Origin of the sequence: Gloeocapsa sp. PCC 7428 (genome assembly GCF_000317555.1) — a bacterium.
Lineage (GTDB): Bacteria > Cyanobacteriota > Cyanobacteriia > Cyanobacteriales > Chroococcidiopsidaceae > Chroogloeocystis.
Window position 1 is genome coordinate 2,298,881 of record NC_019745.1, and the last position, 14,883, is coordinate 2,313,763.

The 14,883-nt window shown below is 43.9% G+C and carries 20 protein-coding genes; 9 read left to right on the forward strand and 11 right to left on the reverse strand.

All coding sequences use genetic code 11. From position 1 onward, the window contains the following. Nucleotides 1-21 precede the first annotated feature (21 nt). Nucleotides 22-1,257, forward strand: a complete 1,236-nt coding sequence (locus GLO7428_RS10050; RefSeq protein ID WP_015188453.1) for an LL-diaminopimelate aminotransferase — start codon at nucleotides 22-24, stop codon at nucleotides 1,255-1,257. Nucleotides 1,258-1,308: 51 nt separating this feature from the next. Here GLO7428_RS10050 and GLO7428_RS10055 read toward each other — a convergent pair whose 3' ends face one another. Then, the gene (locus GLO7428_RS10055) at nucleotides 1,309-1,878 is read right to left on the reverse strand and encodes a transposase (RefSeq protein WP_015188454.1); all 570 of its coding nucleotides are present in this window, start codon (nucleotides 1,876-1,878) and stop codon (nucleotides 1,309-1,311) included. Nucleotides 1,879-2,076: 198 nt separating this feature from the next. On the opposite strand from GLO7428_RS10055, the gene GLO7428_RS29430 reads away from it, so the two are divergent. Continuing rightward, nucleotides 2,077-2,202, forward strand: coding sequence for a hypothetical protein (locus tag GLO7428_RS29430; RefSeq protein WP_015188455.1), 126 nt, complete (start codon nucleotides 2,077-2,079; stop codon nucleotides 2,200-2,202). 74 nt (nucleotides 2,203-2,276) lie between these two features. Here the strand turns inward: GLO7428_RS29430 and GLO7428_RS10060 are convergent, their stop codons facing one another. The 6 genes from GLO7428_RS10060 to GLO7428_RS10085 all read right to left on the reverse strand — a co-directional run bounded on the left by GLO7428_RS10060 (nucleotide 2,277) and on the right by GLO7428_RS10085 (nucleotide 7,997). After that, a complete protein-coding gene (locus tag GLO7428_RS10060) occupies nucleotides 2,277-3,425 on the reverse strand; it encodes an alanine--glyoxylate aminotransferase family protein (protein ID WP_015188456.1) in 1,149 nt (382 codons plus the stop codon). 536 nt (nucleotides 3,426-3,961) lie between these two features. Continuing rightward, entirely contained in the window at nucleotides 3,962-5,017 is a 1,056-nt protein-coding gene (locus GLO7428_RS10065; RefSeq protein ID WP_015188457.1) for a glutathione S-transferase family protein, read from the reverse strand. Between the two features lie 29 nt (nucleotides 5,018-5,046). Next, nucleotides 5,047-5,892, reverse strand: coding sequence for an S-formylglutathione hydrolase (gene fghA, locus GLO7428_RS10070; RefSeq protein WP_015188458.1), 846 nt, complete (start codon nucleotides 5,890-5,892; stop codon nucleotides 5,047-5,049). A gap of 72 nt (nucleotides 5,893-5,964) precedes the next feature. After that, nucleotides 5,965-6,156, reverse strand: coding sequence for a 30S ribosomal protein S21 (gene rpsU, locus GLO7428_RS10075; protein WP_015188459.1), 192 nt, complete (start codon nucleotides 6,154-6,156; stop codon nucleotides 5,965-5,967). Nucleotides 6,157-6,238: 82 nt separating this feature from the next. After that, nucleotides 6,239-6,550, reverse strand: coding sequence for an RNA-binding protein (locus GLO7428_RS10080; protein ID WP_015188460.1), 312 nt, complete (start codon nucleotides 6,548-6,550; stop codon nucleotides 6,239-6,241). A gap of 337 nt (nucleotides 6,551-6,887) precedes the next feature. Further along, a complete protein-coding gene (locus tag GLO7428_RS10085; RefSeq protein WP_015188461.1) occupies nucleotides 6,888-7,997 on the reverse strand; it encodes an S-(hydroxymethyl)glutathione dehydrogenase/class III alcohol dehydrogenase in 1,110 nt (369 codons plus the stop codon). A 361-nt stretch (nucleotides 7,998-8,358) separates the two neighbouring features. Between GLO7428_RS10085 and GLO7428_RS10090 the strand changes: the two genes are divergently transcribed. Beyond that, entirely contained in the window at nucleotides 8,359-8,799 is a 441-nt protein-coding gene (locus GLO7428_RS10090; RefSeq protein WP_041918584.1) for a hypothetical protein, read from the forward strand. A gap of 341 nt (nucleotides 8,800-9,140) precedes the next feature. Here GLO7428_RS10090 and GLO7428_RS10095 read toward each other — a convergent pair whose 3' ends face one another. Next, a complete protein-coding gene (locus GLO7428_RS10095) occupies nucleotides 9,141-9,935 on the reverse strand; it encodes an SDR family oxidoreductase (RefSeq protein WP_015188463.1) in 795 nt (264 codons plus the stop codon). 175 nt (nucleotides 9,936-10,110) lie between these two features. Here GLO7428_RS10095 and rpmI point away from each other — a divergent pair, with 175 nt between their 5' ends. From rpmI to GLO7428_RS10115, 4 genes are all read left to right on the forward strand, one after another. Further along, nucleotides 10,111-10,308, forward strand: coding sequence for a 50S ribosomal protein L35 (gene rpmI / locus GLO7428_RS10100; RefSeq protein ID WP_041918586.1), 198 nt, complete (start codon nucleotides 10,111-10,113; stop codon nucleotides 10,306-10,308). 21 nt (nucleotides 10,309-10,329) lie between these two features. After that, nucleotides 10,330-10,683 (forward strand): 50S ribosomal protein L20, encoded by a 354-nt coding sequence (gene rplT / locus GLO7428_RS10105; RefSeq protein WP_015188464.1) that lies wholly within the window; start codon nucleotides 10,330-10,332, stop codon nucleotides 10,681-10,683. 49 nt (nucleotides 10,684-10,732) lie between these two features. Further along, nucleotides 10,733-11,539 (forward strand): transporter substrate-binding domain-containing protein, encoded by an 807-nt coding sequence (locus tag GLO7428_RS10110; protein WP_015188465.1) that lies wholly within the window; start codon nucleotides 10,733-10,735, stop codon nucleotides 11,537-11,539. 81 nt (nucleotides 11,540-11,620) lie between these two features. Then, complete coding sequence (locus tag GLO7428_RS10115) at nucleotides 11,621-12,148, forward strand: tetratricopeptide repeat protein (protein WP_015188466.1); 528 nt, start codon at nucleotides 11,621-11,623, stop codon at nucleotides 12,146-12,148. A 286-nt stretch (nucleotides 12,149-12,434) separates the two neighbouring features. On the opposite strand, the gene GLO7428_RS10120 is transcribed toward GLO7428_RS10115, so the two are convergent. Continuing rightward, the gene (locus GLO7428_RS10120) at nucleotides 12,435-12,554 is read right to left on the reverse strand and encodes a photosystem II protein Y (protein ID WP_196797575.1); all 120 of its coding nucleotides are present in this window, start codon (nucleotides 12,552-12,554) and stop codon (nucleotides 12,435-12,437) included. Between the two features lie 184 nt (nucleotides 12,555-12,738). Further along, the gene (locus GLO7428_RS10125; protein WP_015188468.1) at nucleotides 12,739-13,263 is read right to left on the reverse strand and encodes a gamma carbonic anhydrase family protein; all 525 of its coding nucleotides are present in this window, start codon (nucleotides 13,261-13,263) and stop codon (nucleotides 12,739-12,741) included. 209 nt (nucleotides 13,264-13,472) lie between these two features. Between GLO7428_RS10125 and GLO7428_RS10130 the strand changes: the two genes are divergently transcribed. Together GLO7428_RS10130 and GLO7428_RS10135 are read left to right on the forward strand one after the other, a co-directional pair. Then, on the forward strand, nucleotides 13,473-13,982 hold the full coding sequence (locus GLO7428_RS10130) for a TIGR02652 family protein (protein ID WP_015188469.1): 510 nt from the start codon (nucleotides 13,473-13,475) through the stop codon (nucleotides 13,980-13,982). A 29-nt stretch (nucleotides 13,983-14,011) separates the two neighbouring features. Then, on the forward strand, nucleotides 14,012-14,446 hold the full coding sequence (locus GLO7428_RS10135) for a VOC family protein (protein ID WP_015188470.1): 435 nt from the start codon (nucleotides 14,012-14,014) through the stop codon (nucleotides 14,444-14,446). A gap of 2 nt (nucleotides 14,447-14,448) precedes the next feature. Here GLO7428_RS10135 and GLO7428_RS10140 read toward each other — a convergent pair whose 3' ends face one another. Beyond that, nucleotides 14,449-14,829, reverse strand: a complete 381-nt coding sequence (locus tag GLO7428_RS10140; protein ID WP_015188471.1) for a DUF4359 domain-containing protein — start codon at nucleotides 14,827-14,829, stop codon at nucleotides 14,449-14,451. Between the last annotated feature and the right edge of the window lie 54 nt (nucleotides 14,830-14,883).

Consider the following 14,883-nt stretch of genomic DNA (forward strand, 5'->3'; position numbering starts at 1 on the left):
CGGTATTCAAGGCGATTCTACATGGCAACGATTAACGATAACTATCTCAAACTCAAAGCAGGCTACCTATTTCCAGAAATTGCCCGACGCGTGAATGCTTTTGCTGACGCGAATCCAGAAGCGAATATTATTCGATTGGGAATTGGAGATGTTACTGAACCATTACCACAAGCGTGCCGCAGCGCGATGATCAAAGCGGTGGAAGAAATGGGCGATCGCGCGACCTTTAAAGGCTATGGTCCGGAACAAGGTTATGCTTGGTTAAGGGAAAAAATTGCCACGCATGACTTTCAAGCACGTGGATGCGATATTGATGCTTCCGAAATCTTTATTTCTGATGGTTCTAAGTGCGATACAGGCAACATTCTTGATATTTTTGGTGATGATAATGCGATCGCTGTCACCGATCCTGTTTATCCTGTGTATGTCGATACCAATGTCATGGCAGGGCATACGGGTGAAATTAATGATAAAGGCGAATATGCAGGTTTAGTCTATCTGCCAATTACCGCAGAAAATAACTTTACTGCTGAAATTCCCACGCAAAAAGTTGATTTAATTTATCTGTGCTTCCCCAATAACCCTACAGGTGCAACCGCGACGAAAGAACACCTCAAATCCTGGGTAGACTACGCCAAAGCGCATAACTCCATTATCTTCTTTGATGCTGCCTACGAAGCTTATATCACCGAGCCAGAATTACCGCATTCGATTTATGAAATTGACGGGGCGCGAGATTGTGCGATCGAATTTCGTTCTTTTTCTAAAAATGCAGGTTTTACGGGAACTCGTTGTGCATTAACAGTTGTTCCCAAAACACTCACCGCCAAAGCTGCGGATGGTTCGGATGTAGAATTGTGGAAACTGTGGAACCGCCGTCAATCAACAAAGTTCAATGGCGTCTCTTATATCGTGCAACGCGGTGCAGAAGCGGTATATTCTGATGAAGGACAAGCGCAAATTAAAGCCTTGGTAAGCTTTTATCTCGAAAATGCCAAAATCATCCGCGAACAACTCACCGCCGCTGGAATCGCCGTGTATGGTGGTGTAAATGCGCCTTATGTTTGGGTACAAACACCGAATAATCTTTCAAGTTGGGATTTCTTTGATAAATTGCTGCATACTTGCAATGTAGTCGGAACTCCTGGTTCGGGTTTTGGTGCAGCAGGTGAAGGGTATTTCCGTATTTCTGCATTCAATAGTCGCGAGAATGTCGAAGAAGCTATGAAGCGGATTACTGAGAAGTTTAAAGTCTAAGATTTCTCGGTTTTAAAATGACAATTAGGGTAGATTAGTCTACCCTATCGATTAGTCGGGATTTTGCGGATGTAAGCGATCGTTTTCCCAAGCGATAGGGTTCATTTGGATGTAATGACGTACTCTTGGTAACGATGATTTGTCGTGAATAATGCGTTCGTAATAATTTTTTTGCCAAACAGGGGTTTTGGGGGCGCTGCGGATAATGTTGATGCGTTTGGTGGCGGCGGATTTGAATGAACCAATCATCGTGGGTAATGATCCTGGAATTGGTTTGCCGAATTTACCCTGGTAGGGACATGGCATTGCCATGTCCCTACCGTCATTGGTTATTGCCATGTCCCTACCGTTGTTGGTTATCATCAAAATTCCATGAACGTGATTGGGCATTACCACAAATGCATCTAATTGAACTCTGGAAAAATGTTGTGGAATTTGTTGCCAACATTCTGCTACAATTTGTCCATACGCATTTAACTCCATGACCCCGTTTCTAATTACTCCAAACAAACATCTTCGTTGATGTGTACAGATTGTAATAAAATAGGCACCTACTGAAGAGTAATCATATCCTTTTAGGCGAATTGAGCGGCGATGGTGTTTTTCAGGATCGTATTTCATGCAATAACTAGCTGAACCTTTATAGATTCAGATTGCCCAAGCATTGTGAAATACTAACTGCAAATCAATTTCCAATGAGATTAAGCTAATTTGTAGCGATCGCACCTTACCTTCACAATTCTCTACCTATTTAGGGTTTAAGAAATGCGCAAGAATCCTTTACCCTAAGTTAATATACTTACTCTTAGGAGGTGCGCGATGCCCATACCAAAGAGAAATGATGATGAAGTTAATGAAATTGATGTTGATGCAGGAACTCTTCTTGTTGTTGTGTCTGCATTAATTTTCATACCTCTTTTACTTGTTGGTTTTTTCTCTCAATAAGCTTGCAGTTTTGCACTAACAAATCATGAGATACAGGCGAAGATGCTTTTACGCCTGTATTCAACTTGTGAATCTTAATGTGGTAAAACTTGCCGTAAAGCACCTAAAAGTTGATCGACACTTTCTTTACGGCTATTAATGCCCATCAATCCTACACGCCAAACTTTACCAGCTAATTCACCCAAACCACCGCCAATCTCGATATTGTACTCATTTAATAACTGTCGAGCCACTGCCTTACCATCAACACCTTCGGGAATACACACAGTTGTGAGAGTGGGTAATCGAAACTCGCGTTCGACGTGTAGCTTTAGTCCTAGATCTTCTAATCCTTCCCAGAGGTACTCGACGTTTTTTTGATGGCGTTGCCAACAGTTTGCTAATCCTTCTTCGGCAACTAAACGCAAAGCTTCCCGCAAGGCATAGTATAAATTAATCGGCGCTGTGTGGTGATAAACGCGTTCTTGACCCCAATACTTACCTAACAAAGTCATATCGAGATACCAGTTTGCTACCTTATTCTGACGCTGCTGCAACTTCTCCATCGCCCTTGCACTCATTGTAAAAGGCGAAGCCCCTGGCGGACATCCTAAACCTTTCTGGCTACAACTATACGCGAGGTCAACACCCCAAGCATCTAAAAAAATTGGTACGCCACCAAGACTTGTGACAGTATCTACGAGTAATAAACAGTCGAACTCGCTACACAACTCGCCAACGCCTTCTAAAGGTTGCCTTGCACCTGTAGATGTTTCGGCATGAACCAGTGCTAAAATCGCTGGGCGATGCGTTTCTACAGCAGTTCGCAATTCTTCTAAGGAGAAAACTTGTCCCCAAGGTTTGGTTATTGTGCGGACATCTGCACCATAGCGCCCTGCCATATCGACCAAACGATTGCCAAAATAACCACTGACACCGATTAAAACGACATCACCAGGTTCTACTGAATTTGCAATTGTGGCTTCCATCGCCGCAGTTCCCGTTCCACTGACTGCGATCGTCAAGGGATTTTCTGTTTGCCACACATAGCGTAGTAGCGACTGAATTTCATCCATCAGCGCCAAAAAGGTGGGATCGAGATGTCCTACGGGCTTTTTATTCATCGCTTGCAACACATCAGGATGCGCGTTTGATGGTCCTGGTCCTAATAGCAGGCGATTCGGCATCTCTAAAGGGGCAAGTTGCAGACGCTGCTTGTCGTTGATTGAAATCGTTTGTGTCATTATTTGGTATCAGCCTATACTGTAATTAATTTAATCAATAAATAAAAGTCTAAACTGAGCAGGAAGCAAAACGTTATACAATCTGTGATTCACCCCATCTTAGTGTCAGTGGTTAGTGATTAGTGAACTAGACAATACTTATTTAAAAGTTAGAAACACCAATAGACTTCTTGCATGAATCACAAACGCCCTCTGACTGAAGTCAGGGGCTACTCAAGCAAAGTGTACTTTCGTACATTGAAGCAAGACTTTTATCAATAAGTTCACATTGGTAGATTGTCTGATGTTGCTGAATAGGAGTATGATTTGCCCCCTTATCTCAACTCTGGGGGAATCAAATTTTTCAAAGTCCCTCACGTGTGGGGAGCCACTGCGTTGCGGAGGTGTCCTCCGTTGTAGCAAGTGGCGTGGATTTAGGGGGCTTATACAAGTGCGGTTGCTTAACGATTCATACATTGATTCAGCGATGCCAGATTGTCTTTTGTTTGGCTGCGAATTTATTCGTCAAGCATTCATGCAGGAGGTTTAATTACCAGTTACCAATTACCTATCACCTTTGTGTGACCAACTTTTTCGCGATTATGTGGTTCTAAAAGATTTACTTCAGGACCACAAGGAATAATTCCACCAGGATTGAGGGGAAATAAATTACCGTAGTAGTCTTGCTTGACAGCTTCTAAATCGCATGTTTCAGCCACGCCTGGCAACTGATACAAGTCGCGCAAGTAAGGTCCTAGATTGGGATAATCTTGAATGCGGCGACGGTTACATTTAAATAAACCGTAGTAAACGACATCAAAGCGAAACAATGTTGTAAATAGACGCACATCCGCGAGGGTTACACTGTCACCACAAAGATATCGATTTGAATCTAATGCGGTATCAATTTCATCTAAAGTAGCAAATAGCTCATTGCAAGCTTGTTCATAAGCTTCCTGCGTTTGTGCAAAACCACAACGGTACACGCCGTTATTGACTGCATGATAAATCTTCTCATTCCACCAATCAATTTTTTCGCGCAGTTGTTCAGGGTAAAGATCGCGTGTGGGATGCTTTGCAACTTGATTGAATTGTGAGTTCAACATCACTATAATTTCAGAACTCTCGTTATTCACAATCGTCTTCGTCTGTTTATCCCACAATACAGGCACGGTAGAACGTCCACCATATCCAGGTTTTGCTAACTGATACACTTGCCCTAGGGTGCGACAGCCGTTTTCTTCTTTGTCAAGTATCCAACCGCCTTCCAGCGGTGAAGGAGACACGGTAGAGACTGAGATCGCATCTTCCAATCCTTTCAACGCCCGTACAACCAGCGTCCGATGCGCCCACGGACATCCTAACCCAACATAAAGTTGATAGCGTCCTGAAAAAGGTGGATACGAATTTCCCTCTGCTGCACCTATAAAGTTGCGAAACTCGCTGTTAGGACGAATGTACGCACCTGCGCGATCGCGTGGCGCTAGCTTTGACATCATCATATGCCAAAGATTTGTCCAAACAAACTTGCCTAACCAAACGATCCACTTCGATGGTAATTTACCGCGCTTGGTGGCGATCGCCTTCTTATTTTCATCTTGTGTAGAGGACATAACACGCACTCCTACGAACGTAGGAACAATTAATTCAACAGTGCAGCAGCATGATGACGAATGTGGTCTTCTATAAAAGTAGCAATAAAGTAATAACTATGGTCGTAACCAGGTTGCATCCGTAAGTTTAACGGTTGGTTAGCTTTGGCGCACGCGCTTGCAAATAATTCTGGCTTGAGTTGATCGACTAAAAATTTATCCGCAGTACCTTGATCGATCAGTATCGGACGTTGATAGTTTGCCTTCAGTACTAATTCCGTTGCATCATAGGTACGCCAACTTTTGCGATCTGTACCCAAATAACGCGACAAAGCTTTTTCACCCCAAGGACACTGCATCGGTGCAACAATTGGCGCAAACGCAGAAACAGACTGGTATCGATCGGGGTTACGCAACGCGCATACAAGCGCCCCATGTCCCCCCATTGAATGACCAAAAATTCCTTGTTCTGGTTGTACTGAGAAATTCTCGGCAATGAGTGCAGGTAATTCGCGCACGATGTAACTGTACATTTGATAATGCGATCGCCACGGAACTTCTGTCGCATCAACATAAAAACCTGCACCTGTCCCAAAGTCCCAGTCCTCATCTTCGCCTGCAATTCCCGTATTCCTGGGGCTAGTATCAGGGACAACTAACATTAATCCATATTCAGCTGCGTAACGCTGCGCCCCTGCTTTGACGATGAAGTTTTCTTCGGTGCAAGTTAACCCTGAAAGAAAATACAATACTGGAACTCGTTGCGACTTTGCTTGCGGCGGTTGGTATACAGCAAAACGCATTTCAATGTTGCAAGTTTCCGACTGATGGCGATAAAAGCCGACAGTACCATCAAAACAGCGATATTCACTTGTTAGTTTGAGCGATGCAGCCATGTCAAACAGGTTTAGATAAGCGTCGATCTGATTTTAGACTAAGCGGCGATCGCGCTCTCTTTTCCACTGACTTCAATAGCGACGCTTTCCTTGCTTGCGTTGCTTGTGCTTGGTAAGTTCTTTGCGCTTGCGTTTTTCAATTGGTGTCTCAAAGTGACGATTTTTCCGCATATCTGGGAAAATCCCTGCTTTAGATACTTGTCGTTTAAAACGACGCAAAGCTGAGTCAATGCCTTCGTTTTCACCTAGAATTATTTGGGTCATTCTCTCTTCCAATAGATAATAAAAAAGGCAGACTCTTTGTCTGCCCCTAAGACCTTAGAGTAAAATTTGTTGGTCGCGAACCCTAGTAGCGGCGCGAGTATCCGCCACCACCGTTTCCTCGCCTTCCACCACCACCACCAGAAGATCTATCTTCTCTAGGTTTAGCTTTATTTACTTTAAGATTGCGCCCCATCCACTCAGCACCATCAAGTGCTTCAATTGCCGCAGCTTCTTCGGCTTCTGTTCCCATTTCAACAAAAGCAAAACCTCTTACGCGCCCTGTCTCGCGGTCTGTAGGTAGTTGTACGCTCTTAACGTCTCCATATTCAAGAAATACTTGCTTGAGGTCTTCTTGCTCTACCTGGTAAGATAGATTACCGACATAAATTGACATAAAAGTCTCCAGAATCAAAGATGTAGAGAATTAGATTCGGAGAGAGGTCTGTGATGTGAAAACAACAAACTGCACAACCGAATGTAATCTGTAATTGACACTTTAACACAAGTCGCAAGGTTGTGTTAGTCAAGAATAGCAAACGATAACGTGAATTCAAGTTAACTTTTTTTCAGGATTGACGTTCGCACGTCTTGCAAATGACTTTGGACTAAATACTAGCAGTAAAGGCGTATTGCTAGTACATCTACCATTCTTTACTAGTTTGCCAACATTAAAAAAATTTAACAATTTAGGAGGAGTATTAATTATTCCTCCTAAATTTTTTAGCTTCTAACTAAAACGTTACCACACTGCGGATCGATTCACCTTTATGCATTAAATCAAACGCGTCATTAATCCGTTCTAATGGCATAGTGTGCGTAATCAAGTCATCAATGTTAATTTTGCCTTCCATATACCAATCAACAATTTTGGGGACATCAGTGCGCCCTCTAGCGCCGCCAAATGCCGAACCTTTCCAAACACGTCCCGTCACTAATTGAAAAGGACGAGTACAAATTTCTTGACCAGCAGCAGCGACACCAATAATCACACTGACACCCCAGCCTTTGTGACAGCACTCTAATGCTTGACGCATGACATTCACGTTGCCAATGCATTCAAAAGTATAATCAGCACCGCCCTTTGTGAGATCAACTAGATAGGGTACTAAATCACCTTCAACTTCTTTCGGATTAACAAAGTGCGTCATCCCGAATTTTTCAGCTAAGGCTCGCTTACTCGGATTAATATCCACGCCGACAATCATTTCGGCTCCCACCATGCGAGCGCCTTGAATGACATTCAAACCAATGCCGCCTAGTCCAAAAACGATGACTTTTGCCCCTGGCTCAACTTTGGCAGTGTAAATCACCGCTCCAATACCAGTCGTCACCCCGCAACCGATGTAACACACTTTATCAAAGGGCGCATCTTCGCGAATTTTAGCTACCGCAATTTCTGGCAAAACTGTATAATTAGCAAAAGTGGAGGTTCCCATGTAGTGGTGGAGCATCGTGCCATCAAGCGAAAAGCGGCTTGTCCCATCTGGCATCACACCACGCCCTTGCGTTGGGCGGATAGCTTGACAAAGATTTGTTTTGCGACTGAGACAATATTCGCACTGGCGGCACTCTGGAGTATAGAGCGGAATAACGCGATCGCCAACTTTGAGGCTAGTCACTCCTGCACCCACCTCAACAACAACACCCGCACCTTCATGCCCTAAAATTGCTGGAAATAAACCTTCAGGATCGGCGCCAGAAAGCGTGAAAGCATCAGTATGACATACTCCAGTCGCTTTGATCTCGACTAAAACTTCTCCTGATTTGGGTCCTTCAAGTTGTACCGTTTCAATCGACAATGGTTTATCAGCTTCAAAAGCAACTGCTGCTTTAACATCCATTTTGTAGTGTTCTCCGTGTTTTGCTGCTCAAAAAAATCTGCAATTTGTATTAATGCTTCTTGCCGTCATTTATTAACTTCAGGACTTACGCAGCAGCTACCCAGAACAATTACTGCTTCATGAGTAGCCGCTTTTTTGGAGGGGCTTTGGGGGAATGGGGGGAAGCCCCCCAAGTCTTGGTTCTGATTCAACCACTAAGATTGCGCAAGTCATAAACTTGTTATTTGCAATACTCTTGGTCTATCAAAAGAGTGAATTTGTTTAACAACCTATCATAGGAAAACCTCTATCTAGAGCGCGATTTAGCCGATGAGCCAAATGAAGTAAAACTAGGATGCCAAATTTAATGGAATTGTATTCTATGAAACTAAGTCACTTCACAAAACGGCTTGCCGCAGTAGGACGCACAATAGCAACCGTGCTATTTCTCGCTGCGATCGCCTTTGTTTGGCAGGGTACTTTCTTAAATACTGATGCGATCGCTGCTCCCCATGCAACCTTAATCGCAGCCGATCTAGGAGATCAAGCACAAGACAAAGTGCAAGAAGATGCTGGACGTGCTAAGGGCTTCATTCGAGATACCGCAGATCGCGTTGAAGAAACAGCAAAGAAAAATGCTAAGCGTGTAGAAGAAGCAACCGACGGCGATGGTAATTTCGTTGAACGTAGAGCAAAAAAAGACGCGGCTCGTATTGAGAAAAGAGCAGAAGAAGACGCGGCTCGCACTCAAAAAGCAGTAGACAATACCAAAAATGCTGTTGAACGTACTATCGATAGTATCAAAGAAGCTTTCAGCGATTAAATAATTTGTGATTATTTGATTCAAGGCGCACGCCGCTTAATTTAGCACTTTAAGCTTGATAAATTCACTGCTAGACAAAAGAAGTTTCTTGCGTATAAATACGGGAGTTTCATTAGTTCTAAGTGCGTGAAATTACATACGAGGTGCTGGGCGGAGGTCTTCCGCCCTTTGTCAATTTTGCCTAACTCTGAGTTTCAAAGGGTATCTGCAATTCATACACAAGGTTTGTTAGACTTCCTGCATAGATCCCTTACGCCCCCCTGCCCCCAATTCTGGGGGATTCTGAAGTTTAAGTCCCCCACTTGTGGGGGATTTGCAACCGACCTACTGAGTAATAACGATCATGCCGAGCCAGGCTCAGTTAGTTGGCGGTGCTGCTCAGCCGCGATAGTATCCGGTAAGACTTTACTGACATTGCCTTGAATCTTGGTCATCACTGAACCAGCGATAACAGAATCCTTACCCGCCATTAGTGCCTCAAACCCTTGCTTAGCAACCTCGGCCGGATCGTCCTTTTTGCTCGCACCTGCCTTAGTGTCATCCATACCAGCGCGATGGAAGAAGTTAGTATCAGTTGGTCCAGGCATGAGGGAAGTTACAGTAACGCCTGTGTCTTTTAGCTCGTTGCGCAATCCCTCAGCAAACGAATGCACAAACGCTTTAGATGCCGCATAAACTGCCTCAAAAGGTCCAGGCATCAGCGCTGCGATTGATGAGGTGAACAAAATTTTTCCTTTGCTACGCTCCACCATATCTTTTACTACTCGCTTAGCAAGATGAACGGACGATACAACATTGAGGTTGATTAAATTAAGTTCGTCCTGCAAGTCAGTCTCGCGGGCAAAATCACCACCGACACCAACACCCGCGTTAATTGCGATCGCTTCCACAGGTTGTCCTATTGCTTTAATTTGGCTGTAAAGCGCCTCAACACCATCATAAGTAGCAAGATCAGCTTGAACTGTCTTGACCTTAGCACCTAGCTTTTCAAAGGCTTGAGCCGCTTCATTGATACTTTCTCCTGTAGCTGTGACGAGAAGATCGAAGCCGTTTTGAGCAAACTGCTTTGCAAGCTCATAACCAATGCCATTAGAAGCACCAGTTACAACAGCTAAAGGTCGAGTTAACGAATTCATCAATGCACTCCCAAGATGGTTAACACAGATTGTGTACAAATTTCCACCATCCTAAAAAAGTAACAGTAGGTTTACGTCTTTCCCACGACAGATCGCGGACGCTAGCAAGTCACACTAATGCAGGACAGGCAACGACATGGTATGATGATAGATTGTGTCGAATTAATAAAAACTCATGCCAAAACTTAAAACCAGAAAAGCAGCGGCAAAAAGGTTTCGTGCAACTGGTAGCGGAAAAATTGTTCGCCGCAAAGCGTTCAAAAACCACTTACTACAGCACAAATCTTCTGCAAGAAAGCGTCGCCTCTCACAAATGGAAATCGTCAACGAACGTGACGAGCAAAACGTCCGTTTCATGCTGCCATACTTGTAATTTAACTTTTAGGAAAAAACTATGACACGCGTCAAACGTGGTAATGTTGCGCGCAAGCGCCGTAAGAAAATTCTCAAACTAGCGAAAGGTTTTCGCGGTTCGCACTCGACTCTGTTTCGCACCGCAAATCAACAAGTGATGAAGGCACTGCGAAGCGCCTATCGCGATCGCAAAAAGCGCAAGCGTGATTTCCGTCGGTTGTGGATTACCCGCATCAATGCTGCGGCAAGACAGCATGATATGAGTTACAGCCAACTGATCGGAAACCTGAAAAAAGCCAATGTTCAACTCAATCGTAAAATGTTGGCACAAATGGCAGTCCTCGATCCAACAGGTTTTGCCAAAGTCGCAGAGATGGCACAGTCGCAAGGATAAAGTAAAATATCAGTTGCTGATTCTTATTTGTTCGTTTCTAACGGCTAGCATGAACATTAGGGCAAGCACAGCGATTGCACGTTGGGAAATTCCATTTGCAATCGCTACCCATGCTGCTAATTTGCCAGAAATTCAGCAACGCGGCTATTTTATCGTTGCAGTGAAAGACAATTTACGTCCACTTAGTTATCGCGATACCCAAGGAAACCTCCAAGGGCTAGAGATTGACATAGCACAGCGTTTAGCTCAAGACTTGCTAGGGAATGCTAACGCGGTTCGATTTCAACCTGTCGCCAACCGCGATCGCTTAGCAGCAGTGATAGATCATAAAGTTGATCTAGCGATCGCTAATGTAACCGTGACACAATCGCGCGCGCGGTTGGTGGATTTTAGTCTTCCTTACTACTTTGATGGAACAGCGATCGTGACAAAAGTTCCGTCTGTACAGAACTTGAGTGATTTTGCGGCTAGAAAAATAGCAGTTTTAAATGGTTCAAGTACGATTCCTACGATTCGTTATTTGATTCCATCCGCGCAATTAGTCGGTGTTGACTCTTACACACAAGCTTACTCACTTTTAGAATCTAATAATGCTGATGCCTTCGCCGCTGATGCGAGTGTTTTAAGCGGCTGGGTACAAGAATATCCACAATATCGCCTTTTGCCAACATTACTTTCAGCAGAGCCAATAGCGATCGCAATGCCCAAAGGCTTGCAATATAATGCTTTGCGACAACAGGTAAACGCGGCGATCGCGCGTTACTTCGCTCAAGGGTGGTTACAACAACGCGCCAGCTATTGGGGATTACCAATTAATCAGAAATTTAAAGAACCAAGCAAAAGCAGGAACTCTTAGTGTTCACCACTAGCTCCTAGTCACCTATCTCTCTAATAATAAAGACAGAACAAAAACGTTTAATATCTGTATTTACAGACAATGGATAACTCTTTAGCTATTGTTTATCTGGCTATCTTACTCGTGTTATTGTCAGCAGCTGGCTTCACGATTTTCCGTCAGATCTTTAAAACCCGCAAAATTGAAAATGCGCTCTCGCGGCTCCAAAAAAAGCTCAATAAGGAAAAGGGAACAACGCAAGAATATTATGAGTTGGCAAGCATTTATTTAGACAAGAAAGTTTACGCTCAAGCAATCTCGCTGTTTCAAAAAGCACTCAAAGCAGCCGAACAAGAAGAAGAAGACAATATTGCTCCTATATATAACGGGTTAGGTTATGCTTACTTTGCTCAAGAGCAGTATGATTTAGCAATTCGCAACTACAAAGAAGCTATTAAACATCGACCTCAATACATTACCGCGCTCAACAATTTAGGTCATGCTTACGAACGCAAAAGTTTAACGGCTCAAGCACTACAAACCTATGAGCAAGCGCTAGAATTTGAACCTAACAATTCCACAGCTAAGCGCAGATCGGAAAAGCTACGCAGGAGATTAGTCACTTCATAATCGAAGCTACGGTATCTACGACAAGTGTGAAATCTAACTAAATCTCTGGTGAACCGCCCTTAACCTACATCAGTTCGATGCCACCCCTTCATGACACTGTATCTCCAGTTGGTAGGGGAACCGAGCCGTTCAAAGTATCCCAAATTTGGAGGATTTAGAGAGCTAAAAAGCTTTGAACCGAACCTATCAGATTTATGAGGGAGGGAGCGAGAAACGATTGGTTAACAAAAGTAGAATCATCAACAAACCATCTTTCTCCGCTTCCCTTGTCTTTATCCCCAGTTGCTTATGCTTCTTTGTTCAAAAAAGCTTGAATTTGCTTGATTGCAGCAGGCGCAATATTGAAGACTGCCCAACTTGCTGCGGCAATTACAGGAAGTAACACAAAAGCAACACGCATATCGATGTCCATATCTTTACCTCTTGAAAGTAGAAATTAAAGATTTTTGAATTTTCTCATCTTTTATTGTTAGCCGAAATTGGTAAAATTTCTAGATCCCCGCGCTGTTATCTTAGCGAGCAAGTTCTTTATGTAAAGATTGTTGTAAACGCATTGTGCTTAAAGCATTTTTATGCATACAAAGCACTTTCTACGGCAGGAATCCTAAATCGGTGCCTTTACCTGCATGAACGAGCGCTAACTTTTGGTAGTGATGAGCGTGAGCGATTAAATCGGCGGCTTCAGTTTCAGAAACTTCACGAATGCATTTGCCAGGAACGCCAACAACCAGCGATCGCGGCGGAACATCTTTATTCACAACAGCACCAGCACCAATAATACTCCCTGTGCCTACCCTAACTCCATCCAAGATGACTGCGCCTATTCCGATCAAGCTACCGCGTTCAATATACGCTGAATGCACAACTGCTCGATGTCCTACAGTTACGTAATCTTCTAAAATCGTGGGCTTGCCAGGATCGCCATGCAGAATCGCGCCATCCTGAATATTTGTATACTCGCCAATTTCAATCCGCTCAACATCCCCGCGAATGACAGCGTTATACCAAACACTTACGCCAGCGCCAAGTGTCACTTTACCGACAACGGTAGCATTGGCAGCAACAAAAGCAGCCGCAGAAAGGTCAGGATCGCTCCAGTAGGATATAACAGACACAGTAGAATAGATATTATTCTCACAGTTCAACCAAAATTTATCCGCGAATGTGGATAAAAGAATCAAAACTTGGTTGTTTTATGAGCATATCATGGTGTAAAAACTGATAGAAAGACAGTGCAAGCAAAAAAGTATGACAGCTTTTTAGAGCAATGTCAAAATAAAACTACTGGCGCTGGTGTACAGAGACTTATGCTGCTTTGCTCTACATGATTAACCCAGGCTTACAATACCCAATTTTTGGTCCCGAAATTCAGTGTCCTCACTGTCGCCAGACGATTCCGGCACTGACTTTGACTGATACGTATTTGTGTCCGCGTCACGGCGCGTTTGAAGCTGATCCCAAAACTGGCGAACTTATTCACCTCCAATCAGGGCGTCACTGGCGACGTTGGAATAGCGAGTGGTATCGACAGCACACGCATCCTGATGGCATTCGCTTTGAAATTCACGAGGCGCTCGATCGCCTGTACACGCAAGGATATCGCGCAACTCGCGTGATCATTGCCCGTCGCTATCAAGAACTCATTAGTGGCTATTTAGAGCGAAGTACACCCTGGCGAGGACAATCAGAAGCTTCTAAACCAAGACTCTACGGTTTACCCGTAGAATTTAGCCCCGATCCTCAAGAGGAACCATGTTGGGAAGTGATCAATTTTGACTTGGAGAAAGAGCCTGGTGTCCCTGTACGCTATCCTTATTTCCGATTGTTTGAATAGCACGCGGGTGAGACACCTGCATTACTTCCATGCATCACGCTTCAATTCGCACTGCTGATATTCATCGCGCGATCGCCTTTTACGAACTTTTAGGGTTTACCGTGTGCGATCGCTTTACCACAGGCTACACCTTAGCTTGCTGGATGGAAGGACTCAATGGCAGAATTGAACTGATTCAAATTCCTCAACCCCGCCCCGCACCGGATGCTTTCAACGACGAGCATTATGTCGGGTATTATCACTTATCGTTTGATCTAAGTGCTGTCACTACCGATCTCCCCAGTTGGTTAACTGCGTTAGAACAGCGCTTTACTCAAGCCCAGCAGTCGCAACCCGAACAATACCAAACTTTGAAAGTACTTCTCGAACCGACTCAACAACAAATTGGCGATCGCTGTTATGAAGTCGCTTTTATTGCCGATGCGGATGGATTACCATTAGAATTCATTCGCGTTCTCGGCTAAGCTTACTGACGTTCGGCGCTATAAGTGTAAAAATTATTGAAAACTCCCACAGTTTCAAATTGATAAGACGGCAGTAAAGGATTCACCGATAGATTCGTCCGGTAAATACTAAATAAAATAAAATTTTGCTGCTGTGTTGCTTGGGTAATAATCAACCGCATCTGTGCTTGGCTCGAATCAACAATTTTAGAGCAATTGCGCTGCAAGAAATCACCAAAAACCTCTGGTACTTGCGGACAAACGTCACTTTTGAGATATTCTGTCAGCCGCTCTACTGCATAAGCTTCGTAGGCTGGCAAGCTTGGGTTAGTCACAGCCATGGTGATTCCTATCCCTGCGAGGGCTGCAACTCCGACGTAGGCAATAATATGCGAATTTTTCATATTTTTTGTTTGAGCAACCAAGCTACAAATAAAAAGTGGTATAATCAATAATGC

Excerpts from the sequence above, each read along its gene's own strand:
- GLO7428_RS10050 (WP_015188453.1), top strand. The coding sequence starts at position 22 with ATGGCAACGATTAACGATAACTATCTCAAACTCAAAGCAGGCTACCTA.
- GLO7428_RS10055 (WP_015188454.1), bottom strand. The coding sequence starts at position 1,878 with ATGAAATACGATCCTGAAAAACACCATCGCCGCTCAATTCGCCTAAAA.
- GLO7428_RS29430 (WP_015188455.1), top strand. The coding sequence starts at position 2,077 with ATGCCCATACCAAAGAGAAATGATGATGAAGTTAATGAAATTGATGTT.
- GLO7428_RS10060 (WP_015188456.1), bottom strand. The coding sequence starts at position 3,425 with ATGACACAAACGATTTCAATCAACGACAAGCAGCGTCTGCAACTTGCC.
- GLO7428_RS10065 (WP_015188457.1), bottom strand. The coding sequence starts at position 5,017 with ATGTCCTCTACACAAGATGAAAATAAGAAGGCGATCGCCACCAAGCGC.
- fghA (WP_015188458.1), bottom strand. The coding sequence starts at position 5,892 with ATGGCTGCATCGCTCAAACTAACAAGTGAATATCGCTGTTTTGATGGT.
- rpsU (WP_015188459.1), bottom strand. The coding sequence starts at position 6,156 with ATGACCCAAATAATTCTAGGTGAAAACGAAGGCATTGACTCAGCTTTG.
- GLO7428_RS10080 (WP_015188460.1), bottom strand. The coding sequence starts at position 6,550 with ATGTCAATTTATGTCGGTAATCTATCTTACCAGGTAGAGCAAGAAGAC.
- GLO7428_RS10085 (WP_015188461.1), bottom strand. The coding sequence starts at position 7,997 with ATGGATGTTAAAGCAGCAGTTGCTTTTGAAGCTGATAAACCATTGTCG.
- GLO7428_RS10090 (WP_041918584.1), top strand. The coding sequence starts at position 8,359 with ATGAAACTAAGTCACTTCACAAAACGGCTTGCCGCAGTAGGACGCACA.
- GLO7428_RS10095 (WP_015188463.1), bottom strand. The coding sequence starts at position 9,935 with ATGAATTCGTTAACTCGACCTTTAGCTGTTGTAACTGGTGCTTCTAAT.
- rpmI (WP_041918586.1), top strand. The coding sequence starts at position 10,111 with ATGCCAAAACTTAAAACCAGAAAAGCAGCGGCAAAAAGGTTTCGTGCA.
- rplT (WP_015188464.1), top strand. The coding sequence starts at position 10,330 with ATGACACGCGTCAAACGTGGTAATGTTGCGCGCAAGCGCCGTAAGAAA.
- GLO7428_RS10110 (WP_015188465.1), top strand. The coding sequence starts at position 10,733 with ATGAACATTAGGGCAAGCACAGCGATTGCACGTTGGGAAATTCCATTT.
- GLO7428_RS10115 (WP_015188466.1), top strand. The coding sequence starts at position 11,621 with ATGGATAACTCTTTAGCTATTGTTTATCTGGCTATCTTACTCGTGTTA.
- GLO7428_RS10130 (WP_015188469.1), top strand. The coding sequence starts at position 13,473 with ATGATTAACCCAGGCTTACAATACCCAATTTTTGGTCCCGAAATTCAG.
- GLO7428_RS10135 (WP_015188470.1), top strand. The coding sequence starts at position 14,012 with ATGCATCACGCTTCAATTCGCACTGCTGATATTCATCGCGCGATCGCC.
- GLO7428_RS10140 (WP_015188471.1), bottom strand. The coding sequence starts at position 14,829 with ATGAAAAATTCGCATATTATTGCCTACGTCGGAGTTGCAGCCCTCGCA.